The following is a 16,943-nucleotide window of genomic DNA, read 5'->3' on the forward strand; positions in this document are numbered from 1 at the left end:
CCGGAACCTCCAGTTTGTTGGAACTGATAGTCTCGACAACAGTGGAACCGAGACTTTTAGTCTCGACAATCGAGTGAGCTGCGCCACAGGAGGATGTCGATGAAAACCACAGGGCCGCAGCCGAACCCCGAGCGACCCCACACCGGCCGCCGCCGCAACGAGGCCACCCACCAGGCCATCCTCGACACGGCACTCCGGCTGCTCGGCGAATCCGGGGGCGCGCCCGTCACCATCGACGCCATCGCGCGGGCGGCCGGGGTCGGCAAACAGACGGTCTATCGCTGGTGGCCGTCCAAGGGCGCACTGCTGCTGGACGCGCTCACCGAACGATCAGCCCTGCACGTGCCGACGCCCGACAGCGGTTCGGTGCGCACCGACCTGCTCACGGTCATCGACTCGACCTTCCGTGGCGCGCAGAGCGATTCGACCGCGCCCGCCCTGCGCACCCTGGTTCGCGAGGCGGCGCACGACCCGCACCTGGCCGAACTACTGGAAACCTTTACCGCGCAACGACGTCAGGCCGTCCGTGCGCTCCTCGAGCGGGGACGCGACCGCGGTGAACTGTCCGATGACGCCGACCTCGACCTCATGGTCGATCAGTTCTACGGCATGTTCTGGTATCGCTTCCTGCTCGGCCACGCACCCCTCGATACCGCCGTGGCCGAACGGCTCACCGACTCGATGCTGGCCGGGAACACATGAAAAGGCCCGCGCCGCCCAGGGCGACGCGGGCCTCGAGAGTTGGTCAGAGCTGTTCGCGGACCGCCACTTCGATGCGCTTGCCGAGTTCGGCGTCGACGCTCTTCCAGTAGTCGAAGACGCGGCTCAGCACGGGTTCGCGCACGCCGCCCAGGATGTGCCCGGCCACGTTGCCCACCAGGCGATCCCGCTGGTCGTCGTCCATGACCTCACGGACCAGGGTGCCCGCCTGCGCGAAGTCGTTGTCCTCGCGGTGGGTGACGTATCCGGCGCGGATCATGGTGGGGTCGAACGCCCACGCACCGTCGTCGATGGCGCGGGCCGGGTCGGCGTGCGGACCACCGAACGAGTTGGGCGCGTACACCGGGACACTCGCGGCATTGTGGCCCGAGCGCATGGCGCCGTCCTGCGAGTAGGAGTTCACCGGCGCGGCCTTGGCGCGGTTCGGCGGCAGCTGTGCGTGGTTGGCGCCGATCCGGTAGCGGTGCGCGTCGGCGTAGGCGAAGACGCGACCCAGCAGCATCTTGTCGGGCGAGAAGGCAATGCCGGGAACCACATTCGAGGGCGCGAAGGCGGCCTGCTCGATGTCCACGAAGAAGTTCGCGGGGTTGCGGTTCAGGGTCCAGCGGCCGACCTCGATGAGCGGGTAGTCCTGCTGCGACCAGACCTTGGTCAGGTCGAAGGGGTTGAAGCGGTAGTTGTCGGCCTCGGCGACCGGCATGATCTGGACCTTCAGCGTCCAGCTCGGGTGATCGCCGCGCTCGATGGCCTCGTACAGGTCGCGACGGTGGTAGTCGGCGTCCTTACCGGCCAGCTCGTCGGCCTCGGCCTGGGTCAGGGTCTTGATGCCCTGATCGGTCTTGAAGTGGTACTTCACCCAGAAGCGTTCGCCCGCCTCGTTGATCCACTGGTAGGTGTGCGAGCCGAAGCCGTCCATGTGGCGCAGGGTGGCCGGGATGCCGCGGTCGCCCATCAGCCAGGTCACCTGGTGCGCGGTCTCGGGCCGCAGGGTCCAGAAGTCCCACTGCATGGTCGCGTCGCGCAGGCCCGAACCCGGCAGCCGCTTCTGCGAGTGGATGAAGTCGGGGAACTTGATCGGGTCCTTGATGAAGAACACCGGGGTGTTGTTGCCGACGATGTCGTAGTTGCCCTCGGTGGTGTAGAACTTCACCGCGAATCCGCGCGGGTCGCGCCAGGTGTCCGGGCTGCCCTGCTCGCCGGCGACGGTCGAGAACCGCACCAGCGACTCGGTCCGCGTGCCCGGCTGGAACAGCGCCGCCTTGGTGTACCGGCTCACATCCCCGGTCACCACCAGCTCACCGAACGCGCCGGTGCCCTTGGCGTGTACCACCCGCTCCGGGACCCGCTCCCGGTTGAAGTGCGCGAGCTTCTCGATCAGATAGTGATCGTGCAGCAGGATCGGGCCCTGGGCGCCCGCGGTGAGCGATTCGTTGTCGCTGGGCACCGGGGCGCCGGAATTGGTGGTCGTCGCCTTGGTCATGAATCCGAGCCTGCCCAGTTTTCTGGAACTAGTCAAGAAAACTGAGCAGGGACTGAGTAAACAAAGGTGTATACAGTCCGGGCCCTAACGCGGAGCCGGCGGGCGATAGGTCGGGAAGTTCGGCGGCGGGATGTAGGTGGGCGGGTGCTCGAGCCAGCTGGGCATCGGGGGGACGGTGAGCGGGTATTGCCGCAGGTACGACGGGAACGTCGGCGGCGCGGTGTAGAGCGGCGGCGGGTGATGCGTCGTGGCCGGCGCCGAATCGTGGTCCGCGCCCATGGCGGCGACCCCCAGGCGAATCACCGCCAGCACCGCGATCGCGGCTATCCACCGGCCGAAGCGGCTGCCTCCGCCGGAGCTGGTCGCCGGAACAGGCACCGGCGCAACGACTTTCCGCTTCACGTAGGGGTTGCCGGCACCACCCGCGGTGGTCGCTTGCTGCGCGGCCCGAGCTCGGAGGGCATCCTGCTCGGCCAGCCAGGCCAGCTGCTCACGCACCGCGTCCCCGTAGTCCGGATCCACTTGCGCCACCCGCCGCAATTGCTCCGTACCCGCTTCCCGATCACCCCGATCCAAGGCGATGCCCGCGAGCTCGTAGAGCGCCTCCGCGTTCTCCGGCTCCAGCCGCAGCACCTCCCGGAAAGCCTCCTCGGCCTGTGCCAGCGCCTCCGGTCCGTGCACGTTCCGCCGCAACGTCAATCCGCGCAGCAGATGTGCGTGCGTGTCGTCCGGATCCAGCTCCAGCGCCAGGTCCAGGTTCGCCAGCGCCGCCGCCGGATCGGTATCCCGTTGTGTAGCAGCCAGAATCCGCAGATTGTCCGCATCCTCCGGCTCCAACTCGACCGCCCGGCGAGCCGCCGCGACCGCCCGCCCCCGCCCCTCGACCGCCGCGTCCCCACTCAGCCCCCGCGCCGCCTGCAACTCCGCCAGCGCCCGCACCCGCCACACGAACACCTCGTCCGGCGACACCCGCAGCGCGGCCCCCGCGAACTCCAGCGCCCGCCCGTACTCCCCCTCCCGATACGCCAGACTGGCCATCTCCGCCAACGCCACCGGATGCTCCGGCTCACTGGCCAGCACCTCCCCCAACATCTCCCGGGCCCCGTCATACCGCCCGAGATCCGCCAGCACCCGCGCCTTCTCGATCTTCTCGCTCATCCGATCAGCAATTCCGGATCAGTGGTCTTTCCGGGCGCGCATGTAGGCGGCGAGTTCGTCGTAGCTGCCGTCGTTGTTGGCGAATTCGACCACGTTGCGGGCGGATTCGAACCAGGCGCCGGTGCTGGGGCGGGTGTGGGTCAGGGCGGCGGCGATGTCGTCCATGCGGACCGGGCGGACGGCGCCGGTGCGGATGGAGTCGGCCATGGCGAGTTGGGTTGCGGATTTGCAGATTTGGGCCAGGTCGGCGCCCGAGTAGTGCTCGGTGCGGGCGGCGATGGCGTTGAGGTCGATGCCCTCGATCGGGCGGTCCTTCAGGTGGTGGCGCAGGATCGAGACGCGGGCCTCGAGGTCGGGGAGGGCGACCAGGACCATGCGGTCGAAGCGGCCGGGACGGCGCAGAGCCACATCGACGTCCCAGGGGTGGTTGGTGGCGCCGATGATGTAGACGCCCTCGTTGTCGCTGGTCATCGAATCCATTTCGGTGAGCAGCTGATTGACGGTGGAACGCAGGGAACTGGAGCCGGACAGGTGGCTGCGCTTGTGGCCGAGGGCGTCGATCTCGTCGAAGAACAAGACACAGGGAGCCTTGCGGCGCGCGGTCCGGAAGACCTGCTTGAGATTGTGCTCGCTACGGCCGGTGTACCAGTTCAGGATGTCGGCGATCTCGATGGCGTAGAAGTTCGCGCCCAGTTCGCCCGCGATCGCCGACGCCACGAAGGTCTTGCCGCAGCCGGGTGGGCCGTACAGCAGCAGGCCGCCGCGCGCGCTGGTGCCGAAGGCCTTGGCCAGTTCCGGATTTCGGACCGGGCCCAGCAGCGACAACTCCAGCTGCTGCTTGACCTGCTCCATGCCACCGACATCGGCGAGGGTCAGCTTGGGGCGCTCGAACAGACCGACATCGCCCTCCGCGTACGGCTCCGGCTGCTCGTTCACGAACGCGGGCTGGATGATATCGCCGACCTGCTCCTCCGCGGCGTCCCAGTCATAACCGGAGGCGTCGCGGAAACCCGAATCGGATGCGGCCGGCGCGGCCGCGGAAACCGCTGCGGCCGCGGCCGATTCCTCGGATCCGGCACCCGCCAGCGCCGCCGTGCACCGCTGCAACAGCGCTTTCACCTGTGCATTCACCGGATCCTGCGCCAGCGCCGTCGCGCACTGCGACAGCGCCTCGGCATACTGCCCGCGAGCGGCCAGCAGTTCGATCACGCTGATCCGCACCGGCAACAGCTCGGGATTGGCGTCGAGCACGGTCAGCAGATTGGCGATCACCGGATCGTCGGTCACAGCTCCCCCAAGAGATACGCAAGTTTTCTTCGCCGAATGCTAAACGCTCCGGGTGACAGCCGACACCATCGAGCCGCCGTCACCCAGATCACAATGCCGGAGCCGGAATAGATCCGGCGGGCCCCCGGTTGATCACCATTGCCGGCGTCGGAACAGCCCCGGGCCGCACCCTTCGTCGCTACGAGCGACCACTCGCCGAGAGGCGCTTGTTGGGCGTCGGCTTCAACTTTCCGGGATAGCCTGAACCCCATGCGGCGCATGCGCAGGGGGATGGCCGCCGCGATAGCGGCGGCACTGATGACGGGCAGCGTGCTGACCGGCGGTGGCGTCGCGACCGCGGCGACCGAGCCGGTCGGCTGCGCCGCACCCAGCGGCCGCGCCTTCGAACGCGCCACACCCGAGGACACCGGGGTCGACGCCGGCCTGCTGGCCAACGCCCTCGACTTCGCCGCCTCCCGAAATCGCTTGAACGTCCAGGTGTTCCGGCACAACTGCCTGATCGGCACCGGCCCCTCGAATGCCGAAACCGATTCCGTGCCGTGGAATGTCTGGAGCGTCACCAAGAGCGTCGTCTCGCTGCTCGCCGGAATCGCCTGGGACCGAGGGAAACTCGATCTCGAAGCGCCCTTGGACCGGTATCTCCCGCCCGGTGTCGGCGATGCGGGGCATCGCGCCATCACGGTGCGGAATCTGTTGCAGGAGACATCGGGACTGCGCGTCGGCGTCGCCACCGAGGGCATCACCGGCATCATCCCCATCGATCCGTTCAGCGCGATCCAAGCCCTGGGCGTACCGTTCGACACCCCACCGGGCAACGCTTTCCAATACAGTCAGCGCAATGTGGACCTGCTGTCCTACGTGATCGAATTGGCCGTCGGCGAGCCCCTTCAGCAATTCGCGCAGCGGGAACTGTTCGACCCCCTGGGTATTCGACGCGACGACTACTACTGGGCCCGGGACCGGTCCGGCCACACCTACGGTTACGCGCACCTGTTCATCCCGCCCGTCGATCTGGCGCGACTGGGCATGCTGGTCGCCGGACACGGCCGCTGGAACGGTCGCACCATCGTGTCCGGGGCCTACCTGGATCGGGCCCTCACCCCGTCGGACACCAACTCTTGCTACGGCTACCTGTTCTGGGTCGGCCCCGGCTGCGCGGAGAATCCCGAATTCCTGCCCGCCGACACCTATTCCATGTCCGGATTCGGCCTGCAGCACGTCTTCGTGGTGCCCAGCCTGGATCTCATGGTGGTGTGGACCGGCACCTTCGGCGTCCACAGTTCGCAGGGCCCCGGCGGACTGTTGCAGTATGGCGCCGAACCGGCGCACGAGTTCTTCCGTCGCCTGCTGGCCGCGTTCCGCGACAACCCCATCCCGGATCCGGGTCCCTATGTGGAGACGCCGCTGCAGGTGAACTACGGCTCCTACTTCGACACCGATATCGCGCTGGCCGTGTTCGGCGTCGGCGCGGACGCCTATCCCGGCTGTACCGCGCTCTCTTGCTTGAACATTCCGCTCGCCCCACCTTTCAGCGACGCGCCCCCGGGCTGCCTGCTGGTGGCATGCGTCGGCTCCGACCCGCGCACACCGGGTGTGCGCTGACCTCCGACGACAGCCCCGTCAGGGAGTGACCGCGGCCCGCCCGGCCAGCTCCCGTAATTCCTCTGCCGGTCGGCGACCGGCGAACTGCAGCAGATCTCGCACCACTTCGCGGGCGCGGTGATCGGTGTGCACCAGTTCGGGAGTTAGTCGCTCGGCATCGAGCAACGCCTCCAAGGCCTCCGCCGCCTGCCGCCGCTGCGCGTGCGCGCGGGCGACATCGACCAGGAAGCGGGCCTGGCGTTCCGGCGACAGGATCGACGCGTCGACGGTGCGCGCGGTATCGAGCGCCTCACCGGCGTCGCCCAGTTCGACGGCCACGGCCACCGCGTGCACGGCGACCCCGGTCGGACCGAACTCGGTGTCGAAATCGTTGCGGCCCTCGCCCAGCCGGTCGGCGGCGGAGCGCGCCGCCGCCAGCCCGGTGCGAGCCGCCGTGCGATTCCCGTCGGTCGCCGCGATCACCGCCAGCATGAGCTGCAGGGATCCGTAGAGCGACAGCACTTCCGGCTGCGGATGCTCGGCCGCCGCCCGCGCGGCCAGCGCCGCCACCGACACCCGTGCCGCCTGTTCGGCCTGCTCCAGTCGTTGCAGGCGCAGGAAGGCCTGCGCCATGCGGTAGGTTCCGGCCACGACGCTAAGCGCGTCACCGGATTCCTCGGCCGCGGACAATGCGCGATCGGCCGCGACCCACGCCGCGTCGACCTCTTCCTGACGGGTGAACGCGGTCGCGGCCACTTGATAGGCGCGCGAGAGCTGGGTCAGCACCTCCGCCCGCCGCGGGGTGTTCGCCCGCGCGGCGTGTTCGAGGTCCGGAATCAGTTCCAGCAGGCTGCCGCCCACCTCGACCAACCGGGATTCGTGCGCCAGCTGCCAGGCCAGGTCCACCCGCTGTTGCAGCTCCGGGAGTTTCTCCACCGCGGTGCTCGTCTCGAGATCGCGATCGGTGTCGTCTCCGAAAAGCTGGTCCAGTGCGGGATGTCCGGTGAGCAGCAGCCGCAGCTGCTCGAAAACCGCAGAGCCGGGCCGATGCCCGTCACCGCGGTCGGCGGCCACCGGTTCGGCAGCTTCGGGACGCAGATCGCGTACCGCCACACCGAGCACGTCCGCCAGTCTTTGCAGAACGGACAGTCGCTCAACAGGCAGCACGTCTCGCTCGACCTGCGACACCCAGCTTTCCGAGCGCCGAATCGCCGCGCCCAACTCTTTCTGCGATAGTCCCCGCCGCCGGCGCAACTCCGCTACCCGTGCCCCAAGGGTACTTTCGGCCACCGGGTCAAACTCCTTCTGCCTGATCGGCTTTCCCGGCCGTCACCGCCCGCTTGTTTCGCCGATGTCTACCATGCCCTTCTCCTTCCACCCATTCCTTCCAAGGGGGATCTGCCGACAAGGATTCCAGACCGGGCGAGCTTACGGCGCACAGTATGGAACATGGATTTTTCTTATTGCACCGCAATTTTTCTGTGTTTAACGTTTGAAGAGGACCCGTCGAACCAAACGGACGACAAGAGGTGGTCATGCCCGGCGAACTTCTCTTCTTCCTACTCGGAGCCGGAATCGGCGGCGCGGCAATGTGGTTCGCGGCGTGCGCCCTAGCGGCCACCAGGTATTCCTCCACTGCTGACGGGGCGACGGTGCAATCCATCACCGCCCGCCTCGAACGCGAGGGTAACCGGAACTCACGCACGAGGAAAGGTCAACCAGCCACCCACCGGGCGCCCGCGCGATGACCGCCGGCACCGAAACCGACGAAGTCCATGTGCACCTGCGGTTTCCTGGCGGAATGATCTTGGATTACCGCGCCGAGCGAGCAATTGCGGAACGCCTCGCTGCGCATTTGCGACCGCATCGCATTGAAGTCACCATCGACGGCATGCCCATCGATCGGCTCGCGCCACTGCCGTGCGCGGAACTCTGGACCGATTGACCATATCCGAAAACGGACCGCGCACATTGTGTGCACGGTCCGTAACGGATAGTTCGATCAGAGAACTGATCAGTTGTTCAAAAGAACTTCCGCGATCTGAATGGTGTTCAGCGCGGCGCCCTTACGCAGATTGTCGCCGGAGATGAACAGTGCCAAACCGCGCCCGTCCGGCACACCCGGATCCTGGCGGATACGACCCACCAGCGACTCGTCCTGCCCGGCGGCGGCCAGCGGAGTCGGCACATCGGTCAGCTTCACACCGGCCGCCTCGGCCAGCAGCTCCTCCGCGCGCTCCACCGAGATCGGCCGGGCGAACTCGGCATTGATCGACAGCGAGTGCCCGGTGAACACCGGCACGCGCACGCAGGTACCGCTCACCAGCAGGTCCGGCAGACCCAGAATCTTGCGGGACTCGTTGCGCAGCTTCTGATCCTCGTCGGTCTCACCGCTGCCGTCGTCCACCAGTGCGCCCGCGAGCGGGATCACATCGAAGGCGATGGGGGCCACGTACTTGTTCGGCGCCGGGAAGTCCACGGCCGAACCGTCGTGCACCAGCTTCTCGGCATCGCCGATCACCGCGCGCACCTGCGAGGCCAGCTCCTCCACACCGGCCAGGCCGGAGCCCGAAACCGCCTGGTAGCTGGACACGATCAGCCGCTGCAGACCGGCCTCGTCGTGCAGCACCTTGAGCACCGGCATGGCGGCCATGGTGGTGCAGTTCGGGTTGGCGATGATGCCCTTGACCAGGTTGCGGGTCGCTTCCGGGTTCACCTCGGAGACCACCAGCGGCACCTCGGGATCCTTGCGCCAGGCCGAGGAGTTGTCGATGACCGTGACCCCGGCGGCCGCGAAACGCGGGGCCTGCACCCGGGACATGGTGGCGCCGGCCGAGAACAGCGCGATGTCCAGTCCGGTCGGATCCGCGGTCTCGGTGTCCTCGACCACGATGTCCTTGCCGCGGAACGGCAGCGTCTTGCCCGCCGAGCGCGAGGACGCGAAGAAACGCACCTCGTCGGCCGGGAAGTTGCGCTCCTCCAGCAGCTTTCGCATGACAGCGCCGACCTGACCGGTCGCGCCGACGACGCCTACCCGCACACCCATGGCTCTACCGTCCCGTTCCGCCGTGCACCACGGCGACCTCGTCGCCGCCCAGATCGAACGCCGAGTGCAGCACCTTCACGGCCTCGTCCAGGTCGGTGTCCTTGACCAGCACCGAGATCCGGATCTCCGAGGTGGAGATCAGGTCGATGTTGATGCCCGCGTCCGCGAGCGACTCACAGAAGGTGGCGGTCACACCCGGGTGCGACTTCATGCCCGCGCCGACCAGCGACACCTTGCCGATGTGATCGTCGTAGGTGACCTGGGAGAAGCCGATGTCGCCCTGCTGCTTGGTGAGCAGCTCGACGGCGCGCGGGCCCTCCAGCTTGGGCAGGGTGAAGGTGATGTCGGTCTTGCCGGTGTCCACCTTGGAGATGTTCTGCAGCACCATGTCGATGTTGATCTCGGCATCGGCGACCGCGCGGAACACCTTGGCGGCGTAGCCCGGCTTGTCCGGAATGCCGACCACGGTCACCTTGGCCTCGCTGCGGTCGTGCGCGACGCCCGTGAGGATTGCTTGCTCCAAGGGGATGTCCTCCATCGATCCGGTAATCATGGTGCCCGTCTTATCCGTGTACGAGGACCGCACATGGACGGGCACGTTGTAGCGGCGTGCGTACTCGACGCAACGCAGCATGAGAACTTTCGAGCCACAGGCGGCCATCTCCAACATCTCCTCGTAGGAGACGGAGTCCAGCTTCTGGGCATCGGAGACGATGCGCGGGTCGGCGCTGAACACGCCGTCCACATCGGTGTAGATCTCGCACACGTCGGCATTGAGCGCGGCGGCCAGCGCGACCGCGGTGGTGTCGGAACCACCGCGACCCAGCGTGGTCACGTCCTTGCTGTCCTGGGACACGCCCTGGAAACCCGCGACCAGCACGATGGTGCCCTCGCCGAGCGCCTGCTGCACCCGGCCCGGGGCCACATCGATGATCTTGGCGTTGCCGTGCGTACCGGTGGTGATGACACCGGCCTGCGAGCCGGTGAAGGACCGGGCCTCGGCGCCGAGCGAGTGAATGGCCATGGCCACCAACGCGTTGGAGATGCGCTCACCGGAAGTGAGGAGCATGTCCATCTCGCGGGCGGGCGCGGCGGGCGCGACCTGCTGGGCCAGATCCAGGAGTTCGTCGGTGGTGTCGCCCATGGCCGAACACACCACGACCACATCGTGGCCCAGCTTCTTGGTCTCGACGATCCGCTCGGCGACTCTCCGGATGCGCTCGGCGGTGGCGACCGAGGATCCTCCGTACTTCTGGACGACGAGAGCCACGGCGGAAATCCTCCAAGATCGACAAACTGCTGCTACCGAGGGTCAAGACTACCGGCCCAGGTCCACGAGATTTCGCCCCACCTCTCGTCGGCCGCTTTCGGCCATCGGCCGGCTATTCCGGCCGCACCCGGTCCAACCAGGTCACCTGGGCCCCGTTACTGAATTCGCGGCGTTGGGTAACGGTGAATCGAGCGGGCCGGAATCCGCCGGAGAAGAGTGGCAGGCCCGCGCCCGCGATCACCGGGTAACTCTTGATGATCATCCGGTCGACCTCGTCGGCCAGCTGCCCGGCCAGGTTCGCGCCGCCACAGAGCCAGATGTCCTTACCCGCTTCCTGCTTCAATCGGCGCACCAGCTCGACCGGATCGCCGGCCACCACTTCCACCTGCGGGTTGTCCACGGGGGCGAGGGTTGTAGAGAAAACGTACTGCTTCAGGTGGTCGTACGGGCTGGCGATGCCCACGGCGAGCGCGGGCTCGTAGGTGCCACGGCCCATGAGCAAGGTGTCCCATTCCTTGTTGGGCGTATCGACCGGAAGGCCCGCGTGCGGGCGGATGTGCGTCGGGACAGCCTCGGGGTACCGCTCGTTGAACCAGGCTGCCATGTCGTCGGCCACCGGATAGAAGTCGACCTGACCTTCCGGACCCGCGATGTAACCGTCCAGGGAGACCGCCACGTAGTAGACGAGGTTTCGCATGTTGTACCGCCCCATTCGTAGTACTGTGTCCGTAGTGGTTACGAACGTAGTACTACAGATGGAGTGGTGTCAATGGTTCGAACGAACCCGGAACGACGCAATGCCCTGATCGACGCCGCCATCGAGGTCCTGGCCCGCGACGGCGCCCGCGGGCTAACCTTCCGCGCGGTCGACAAGGAGGCGGCCGTACCCGCGGGCACGGCCTCCAACTACTTCCCGAATCGGGACGAGCTCTTCATCCAGGCCGGCCATCGCTTCTACGAGCGGCTACAACCCAGCGCCGAGACGATGAACCACCTCTTCACCGGCCCACGCACCCGCAAAACCATCGCGGAGCTGATGACCGAGACGGTCACCCGGATCACCGGGTTCCGCACCGGCTACCTCGCCCTGCTGGAATTACGCCTGGAAGCCACCCGTCGCCCGGAGCTGCAGACGATCCTCACCGAACGGGTGCGCGCCGACATCGAATTCAATGTCCGCAACCATCTGGACTCCGGCCTGCCCGGCGACGCGGACTCGGTAATTCTGCTGTTCCTGGCCCTGAACTGGCTGATCGTCGAAAGGCTCACGCTGCCCGGCATCTTCGGTGACGAGGAAGCGGCGCGGCTGATCCGAGTGGCGGTCGACCGCGCCATCCCCGCCTTGTGACCGGGATCACTCCGGGAGGAGAATCGCAGGTATGCGAGCAACTGTCGGTGACCAACTGGTCGTTCACGGGCGAAATGTCGGACTCCCCGATCACACCGCGGAGATCGTCGAGGTGCGCGGCGAGGACGGGGAACCGCCCTACGTGGTGCGCTTCCCCGACGGCCGGACGAACCTGGTGTTCCCGGGTCCGGACTCGGAAGTGAAACACGGCTGAGGCGTCCCAGTCAGCGGGTCGCGGGCGCCGCCTCCGGAAATGAATTCCGGCACGACCCCGGCCCGGATGGATACCTGCGCCGAGCAGGGACATTGCGACAAACCAGACCGACCAGTCGGTCAAGAGCGGTGGCGTGCACAGTTGACTCTCGGAGCGACCCTGGTCACAATCGGTCCCCGAGTGGAGGGTAGATATGCGCACGAAAACTGACCACCGGTTCGTGATCGACCTTGATCCCGATCAGGTGATGGACGCGTTGCTCATGGTCGAGCAGATGCCCGATTGGTCGCCCTCGCACCAGGATGTCCGGGTCGCCAGCCGCGACGACTTCGGCCGCCCGAAGCGCGTGTACATCTCGGCCAGCCTGATGGGCCGGCCCGACCGCCAGGTCGTGGAGTACACCTGCACCGAGAACCGCGTCGAATGGCAGGTCACCGAGTCCAGCGCCGGTGCCGGCGGCAAGGGCTGGTTCGACCTCGCCGAATTCGAGGACGGCGCAACCGAAGTCTGGTACCACTCGGAGCTCTACCTGCCGATCCCGGTGCCCGGCATGGTCCTCAAGCGCAGCGCGCGACGCGAGGGCGAGACGATGATCAGCAACTTCATCGCCTTCGTCGAATCCGTCACCGGCCTACAGGGACTCGGCGAGCTCGAGGCTCCGGCCGAAGCCACCGAGGCCGCGCCCTACGCCGAACCGGCCCCGTACGACCAGGCCGGATACGCCCAGCCCGGCTACCCGCAGGCCGGCTACGCACAGCGCCTCGACTACGGCCGCAACTTCGAACCCGGCTTCGGCACCGCGTAATCGCGTCACGCCGGCGGCGAACACTCGCCGTCGGCACTGCCGTTCGTGAGCTCGAGACGGCAGTATGTCTGCCATGCCCGGTTCGGTTCGCACCCGCATGACCCCGGTCGCCGAGGACGCCTCGGTGACCCAGCTGGAACTGTTCTTCGACCTGGTGATCGTCTTCGCCTTCACCATGGTCACCGACTTCGCCGCGCACGACGCCACCGGCGTCAATCTGCTGCGCGCACTGCTGATCCTGGCCATGCTGTGGTGGGCCTGGATCGGCTACTCCTGGCTCGGCAATGTGATCAAGGCCGACGAGGGCATCGCCCGGGTGGCCATGTTCGCGGCCATGGGGGCGGTGTTCATCATCGCGCTCACCATCCCCGAGGCCTTCCGCGATCTGCCCGGCGGCTGGTACGGGCCGCTGGTCTTCGTGATCGCCTACCTGATCGTCCGGCTCACGCACCTGGCCGTGTTCTGGATGGCCAGCGCGCACGACGCCCAGTTGCGGCGGCAGGTGATCCGCTGGGCCGCAGGATCACTCAGCGTCGCCAGCGTGCTGCTGGTGGCGGGCGCGACCACCACCGGCGCCGCCCAGCTGGGGCTGTGGCTGGCCGCCCTGGTGTGGGACATGGGCTGGACCTTCTTCGCGGGCAACGAATGGCGGCTCTACTCGCCCTCGCACTTCGCCGAACGGTACGGGCTGATCGTCATCATCGCGCTGGGCGAATCGATCGTGTCCATCGGCGTCGGCGTGGCCGGACTGCCGATCTCCTGGTCGATCACCGTCGGCTCGATGTTGGGGCTCGGGGTGGCCGGACTGCTGTGGTGGGCCTACTTCGACGTGGCCGCCCTGGTGGTGGAGCGCGCCATGCACCATGCCGGTGGCGAGCGCCGCATCCAGATCGCCCGCAACTGCTATACCTTCTGGCACTTCCCGATGATCGCCGGAATCGTGTCGATGGCACTGGGTTTGAAGAAGGTGCTCAACTACGTGGGTGGCGCGCAAGGACATTCGCTCAGCGATCAGCTGCACGGGATTCCGCTGTTCGCGCTGTACGGCGGCGTGGTGGCGTATCTGGTCGCGCTGGTCGGGTTCCGGCACTACGCGACCGGCAAGGTGCTGGTGCCGCGGCTGGTGACGGCGGTGGTGCTGCTGGCGCTGATTCCGCTCGCCTCCGCGCTGCCCGCACTGGCCGCGCTGGGCATCCTGTGCGCGGTGCTGCTGGCGCTGATCGTGTTCGAGGTGGTGCGGTATGCCCAGCCGCGCGATCTCATCCGGCACGGGCTGAACTGAGCCGTCAGACGGGCGCTCCGGCGCCCGGGGCGAGCCGGTGATCGATCGACTCCGGCACCCGGGTGCCCGCGTGCACGGCGTCGCGGATCTGATTGATGTTCTCCCGCAGCGCGTCCGCGACCAGTTCGTCGGTGCGCGAATCGGCCAGCACCTGGAAGATGACGCGGAAGCTGGCGTCGGCGATGCCGCGGATCATCTCCTCGTGGAAGGGGATGTAGCGCACCTTCCCCAGCTGCGGGTCGCTGCGGATCACCTCGACGATCATCTGATCGATCTCGGAACGGTTCTCCTCCAGCGCATTCGCGATATTGCGGGTGTAGTGCCCGGCGCGCAGCACCTCGCCCACCTCGTCCAGCACCCGGATGGTCAGCGGGCGCTCGATCGCCTCGATGATGGCGCCGAGGGACCGGTTCACGATGGCCGCGGTGATCCGGTCGCCGAAGGCGCGGTCGGCGACCCGGCCCAGCCGCACCGCGATCACCACGATCCGCAGCAGCCGGAACCCGCGGAAGAACGGGCTGGTCACCGGAATCATGCCGAGGACCTCGTACCAGTAGATGAACGGGAACGTCCAGCTCCAGCCCTCACGCCGCCAGCGCCACAGGAATTCGGCCGCGAACACCCCGCAGACGCTGTAGTCCGCGATCCGGATCAGCCGGTAGGTGTGGTCCGAGACGTGGAAGAAGGTGATCCACGTGACCAGCACGACCGAGACCACCGCGAGCGCGAGCATGAGGAAGTCGCTCCACAGGGCGGGGGGCTTGCGTGGATACTCGGTGTCCAATTTGCCCTCCGCTGCGCTCCGGGCGGGTTCGCGGCCCTGGAGGTCTCGTTCTTCCCTCCCTCCGCTCCTCCGCTTCGCTCCCCCGCTCCGCTCAGTCCAGAACGAGACGGGCCACGAACCTTCTAGCACCTGTTTACACGACCCATGCCACCGCTGAGCCACTATTCCGCGTCGCAGCTATCCCCAGTGGTCGACTTTCCCGATCGCAGAATTCCGCAAAGCAAGTTTGTCCACAGCCCCTGTGGGAACTGTGGACAGCGGCGAAAAACCGCCCGCCCGGCTAACTTCCGGCGCGGATGATGGCCTCGATATTGCGTTCGGCGAGCGCGGTGATGGTGAGCGACGGGTTCACCGTCGCGGTGCTGCCGGGGATGCCCGCGCCGTCCATCACGTACAGGCCCGGGTGGCCGATGACCCGGCCGTAGCCGTCGGTGGCCCGCCCGAGCACCGCGCCGCCGAGCGGGTGCGCGGTGAAGAAGCCCTGCGCGTCGAATCCGATGGCGGTGTAATCCACCATCGCGCCACTGGCCTGCCCCACCCGGTGATCCACCGCGCGGCACGCCGCCACGATCTGATCCTGCGCCTCGCGCGGCCAGGCCAGCCCCACCGCGTTGCGGCCGCGGTCGTAGCCGAAGCGGGCGCGGGTCGGGTCCAGCACGATGCCCAGCGAGGCGATGGCCCCGGTGTCCATCGGAATCCCCGGCACGTACCAGTTCTCCAGGTGCAGTGGCATTCCCGCGTCGTCGAAGATGCGGCTCGCGCTGGGCACGCCACCGCCGTTCATGGACGGGTAGCTGAAGCTGCGCGCCAGCACGACGTCGCCGTTGGTGCCCCAGCCGTCGCCGACGTGCTCGTTGAGGTTGCGCAGCGTGCCGGTGGCCTGTGCGCGCACCAGCAGCTCGGAGGTGCCGACCGAGCCGGCACCCAGGAATAGTCGGTCACAGGTGAGGGTGCGGGTGCGCAGCACCTGACCGGTGGGGGCCAGCTTGCTCACGGTGACAACGTATTTCCCGTTGGCGTCCTGGCCGATGGTATCGACCCGGTGGCCGGGGAAGATGGCCGAGCGGCCGGTGCCCTCCGCGTAGCGCAGGTAGTTCTGGTTCAGATCGAACTTGGCGCCGTTGGAGTTGCCGAGATTGCTGCGCGCCGCGGTCGCCGACGGCCGGCTGTTGCCCGCCAGCTCGGCGCGCACCACATCCCAGTTGAAGATCGAATCATTGGGCTGCGGCGCGTAACCCGCGGCCCGCACCTGCTGATCCCACACCCGGGAGTGCGCGAACGGCGCGGAATCGTAGACGTCCTGCGGCATGGTGGACAGCCGCAGCATCTGCCGCACCCGCGGGTAGTACACCGAATCCAGTTCGTCGAAGTTCACCACGCCACCGAAGACGTGGTCGAACAGGTGCTTCGGCGGCGCGACCATGGCGCCGCTGAACACGATCGACCCGCCGCCCACCGCGGACGCCCGCCACACGTCGATGCCGGGGTACTCGGTGACATCGAGCACGCCGCCGAAGTCCGCGCACGGCACCGGCACCTTGGTGACGCCGGTGAAGCTGGTGCGATGCCAGAAGCCGCGCCCGTCCGGCAGGTCGTCGCCGGTGAAGATCTCGCGCCACGGGTCGTTGGGCCAGCGGGAGCCGCGCTCCAGCACCGTGTTCTGCACGCCCGCCTCGGCCAGCCGCAACGCGGTCACCGCGGCGCCGAATCCGGAGCCGATGACGATGGCTTCGCTGTGTTCGGGGGGATCGGGCAGCGGCGCAAAGATTTCCGGGACCCACGCCTCGAACAGCGCGTTCCACAACGGATTGGCCGACGCGGACCCGGCGCCGCGCGTAGCGGCACCCGTTCCGACGCCCGCCAGTACAGCCGCCAACCCAGCAGCCTTCAGCATGGTGCGCCTACGCAACCGGTCACCTCCCTCATCACGCGTGACCGCGCGCGAGATTACCGGCCGGTCGCCACGGC

16 protein-coding genes are annotated in these 16,943 nt (G+C 67.6%); 7 read left to right on the forward strand and 9 right to left on the reverse strand.

Annotation, left to right across the window (positions count from 1 at the left end):
• The first annotated feature begins 99 nt into the window (after nucleotides 1-99).
• Nucleotides 100-702: a TetR/AcrR family transcriptional regulator gene (locus tag ACYVKL_RS19090; protein ID WP_379165082.1), complete on the forward strand. Its 603-nt coding sequence runs from the start codon at nucleotides 100-102 to the stop codon at nucleotides 700-702.
• A 43-nt stretch (nucleotides 703-745) separates the two neighbouring features.
• Here ACYVKL_RS19090 and ACYVKL_RS19095 read toward each other — a convergent pair whose 3' ends face one another.
• The 3 genes from ACYVKL_RS19095 to ACYVKL_RS19105 form a co-directional block, all read right to left on the reverse strand.
• Nucleotides 746-2,200 carry a catalase gene (locus tag ACYVKL_RS19095; RefSeq protein WP_213558919.1) on the reverse strand — a complete coding sequence of 485 codons (1,455 nt, stop codon included), beginning with the start codon at nucleotides 2,198-2,200 and terminating at the stop codon, nucleotides 746-748.
• Between the two features lie 84 nt (nucleotides 2,201-2,284).
• Entirely contained in the window at nucleotides 2,285-3,358 is a 1,074-nt protein-coding gene (locus tag ACYVKL_RS19100) for a tetratricopeptide repeat protein (protein WP_379165084.1), read from the reverse strand.
• A gap of 18 nt (nucleotides 3,359-3,376) precedes the next feature.
• A complete protein-coding gene (locus ACYVKL_RS19105; protein WP_379165086.1) occupies nucleotides 3,377-4,645 on the reverse strand; it encodes an AAA family ATPase in 1,269 nt (422 codons plus the stop codon).
• A 249-nt stretch (nucleotides 4,646-4,894) separates the two neighbouring features.
• Between ACYVKL_RS19105 and ACYVKL_RS19110 the strand changes: the two genes are divergently transcribed.
• On the forward strand, nucleotides 4,895-6,247 hold the full coding sequence (locus tag ACYVKL_RS19110; protein ID WP_379165088.1) for a serine hydrolase domain-containing protein: 1,353 nt from the start codon (nucleotides 4,895-4,897) through the stop codon (nucleotides 6,245-6,247).
• Between the two features lie 18 nt (nucleotides 6,248-6,265).
• Here the strand turns inward: ACYVKL_RS19110 and ACYVKL_RS19115 are convergent, their stop codons facing one another.
• On the reverse strand, nucleotides 6,266-7,516 hold the full coding sequence (locus tag ACYVKL_RS19115) for a helix-turn-helix domain-containing protein (RefSeq protein WP_379165090.1): 1,251 nt from the start codon (nucleotides 7,514-7,516) through the stop codon (nucleotides 6,266-6,268).
• Nucleotides 7,517-7,970: 454 nt separating this feature from the next.
• Between ACYVKL_RS19115 and ACYVKL_RS19120 the strand changes: the two genes are divergently transcribed.
• Nucleotides 7,971-8,171 (forward strand): hypothetical protein, encoded by a 201-nt coding sequence (locus ACYVKL_RS19120; protein WP_379165092.1) that lies wholly within the window; start codon nucleotides 7,971-7,973, stop codon nucleotides 8,169-8,171.
• A gap of 69 nt (nucleotides 8,172-8,240) precedes the next feature.
• Here the strand turns inward: ACYVKL_RS19120 and ACYVKL_RS19125 are convergent, their stop codons facing one another.
• From ACYVKL_RS19125 to ACYVKL_RS19135, 3 genes are all read right to left on the reverse strand, one after another.
• Nucleotides 8,241-9,272 (reverse strand): aspartate-semialdehyde dehydrogenase, encoded by a 1,032-nt coding sequence (locus ACYVKL_RS19125; RefSeq protein WP_379165094.1) that lies wholly within the window; start codon nucleotides 9,270-9,272, stop codon nucleotides 8,241-8,243.
• A 4-nt stretch (nucleotides 9,273-9,276) separates the two neighbouring features.
• Nucleotides 9,277-10,542, reverse strand: coding sequence for an aspartate kinase (locus ACYVKL_RS19130; protein WP_213558912.1), 1,266 nt, complete (start codon nucleotides 10,540-10,542; stop codon nucleotides 9,277-9,279).
• A gap of 112 nt (nucleotides 10,543-10,654) precedes the next feature.
• A complete protein-coding gene (locus ACYVKL_RS19135) occupies nucleotides 10,655-11,239 on the reverse strand; it encodes a dihydrofolate reductase family protein (RefSeq protein ID WP_379165788.1) in 585 nt (194 codons plus the stop codon).
• A 72-nt stretch (nucleotides 11,240-11,311) separates the two neighbouring features.
• Here ACYVKL_RS19135 and ACYVKL_RS19140 point away from each other — a divergent pair, with 72 nt between their 5' ends.
• The 4 genes from ACYVKL_RS19140 to ACYVKL_RS19155 all read left to right on the forward strand — a co-directional run bounded on the left by ACYVKL_RS19140 (nucleotide 11,312) and on the right by ACYVKL_RS19155 (nucleotide 14,191).
• Nucleotides 11,312-11,890, forward strand: a complete 579-nt coding sequence (locus ACYVKL_RS19140; RefSeq protein ID WP_379165096.1) for a TetR/AcrR family transcriptional regulator — start codon at nucleotides 11,312-11,314, stop codon at nucleotides 11,888-11,890.
• A 31-nt stretch (nucleotides 11,891-11,921) separates the two neighbouring features.
• Nucleotides 11,922-12,104 carry a DUF1918 domain-containing protein gene (locus ACYVKL_RS19145; protein ID WP_213558910.1) on the forward strand — a complete coding sequence of 61 codons (183 nt, stop codon included), beginning with the start codon at nucleotides 11,922-11,924 and terminating at the stop codon, nucleotides 12,102-12,104.
• A gap of 193 nt (nucleotides 12,105-12,297) precedes the next feature.
• Nucleotides 12,298-12,909: an SRPBCC family protein gene (locus ACYVKL_RS19150; RefSeq protein ID WP_379165098.1), complete on the forward strand. Its 612-nt coding sequence runs from the start codon at nucleotides 12,298-12,300 to the stop codon at nucleotides 12,907-12,909.
• Nucleotides 12,910-12,982: 73 nt separating this feature from the next.
• Nucleotides 12,983-14,191 carry a low temperature requirement protein A gene (locus ACYVKL_RS19155; protein ID WP_379165100.1) on the forward strand — a complete coding sequence of 403 codons (1,209 nt, stop codon included), beginning with the start codon at nucleotides 12,983-12,985 and terminating at the stop codon, nucleotides 14,189-14,191.
• A gap of 4 nt (nucleotides 14,192-14,195) precedes the next feature.
• Here the strand turns inward: ACYVKL_RS19155 and ACYVKL_RS19160 are convergent, their stop codons facing one another.
• Both ACYVKL_RS19160 and ACYVKL_RS19165 read right to left on the reverse strand, forming a co-directional pair.
• Entirely contained in the window at nucleotides 14,196-14,975 is a 780-nt protein-coding gene (locus ACYVKL_RS19160; protein ID WP_379165102.1) for an ion transporter, read from the reverse strand.
• Between the two features lie 280 nt (nucleotides 14,976-15,255).
• Nucleotides 15,256-16,884: a GMC oxidoreductase gene (locus ACYVKL_RS19165; RefSeq protein WP_460772319.1), complete on the reverse strand. Its 1,629-nt coding sequence runs from the start codon at nucleotides 16,882-16,884 to the stop codon at nucleotides 15,256-15,258.
• Nucleotides 16,885-16,943 lie beyond the last annotated feature (59 nt).

The organism is Nocardia tengchongensis (genome assembly GCF_054781395.1).

Bases quoted from the DNA above. Each gene is read 5' to 3' on its own strand.
- ACYVKL_RS19100 (WP_379165084.1), bottom strand. From the start codon at position 3,358: ATGAGCGAGAAGATCGAGAAGGCGCGGGTGCTGGCGGATCTCGGGCGG.
- ACYVKL_RS19090 (WP_379165082.1), top strand. From the start codon at position 100: ATGAAAACCACAGGGCCGCAGCCGAACCCCGAGCGACCCCACACCGGC.
- ACYVKL_RS19155 (WP_379165100.1), top strand. From the start codon at position 12,983: ATGCCCGGTTCGGTTCGCACCCGCATGACCCCGGTCGCCGAGGACGCC.
- ACYVKL_RS19110 (WP_379165088.1), top strand. From the start codon at position 4,895: ATGCGGCGCATGCGCAGGGGGATGGCCGCCGCGATAGCGGCGGCACTG.
- ACYVKL_RS19095 (WP_213558919.1), bottom strand. From the start codon at position 2,200: ATGACCAAGGCGACGACCACCAATTCCGGCGCCCCGGTGCCCAGCGAC.
- ACYVKL_RS19145 (WP_213558910.1), top strand. From the start codon at position 11,922: ATGCGAGCAACTGTCGGTGACCAACTGGTCGTTCACGGGCGAAATGTC.
- ACYVKL_RS19135 (WP_379165788.1), bottom strand. From the start codon at position 11,239: ATGCGAAACCTCGTCTACTACGTGGCGGTCTCCCTGGACGGTTACATC.
- ACYVKL_RS19150 (WP_379165098.1), top strand. From the start codon at position 12,298: ATGCGCACGAAAACTGACCACCGGTTCGTGATCGACCTTGATCCCGAT.
- ACYVKL_RS19140 (WP_379165096.1), top strand. From the start codon at position 11,312: ATGGTTCGAACGAACCCGGAACGACGCAATGCCCTGATCGACGCCGCC.
- ACYVKL_RS19125 (WP_379165094.1), bottom strand. From the start codon at position 9,272: ATGGGTGTGCGGGTAGGCGTCGTCGGCGCGACCGGTCAGGTCGGCGCT.
- ACYVKL_RS19120 (WP_379165092.1), top strand. From the start codon at position 7,971: ATGACCGCCGGCACCGAAACCGACGAAGTCCATGTGCACCTGCGGTTT.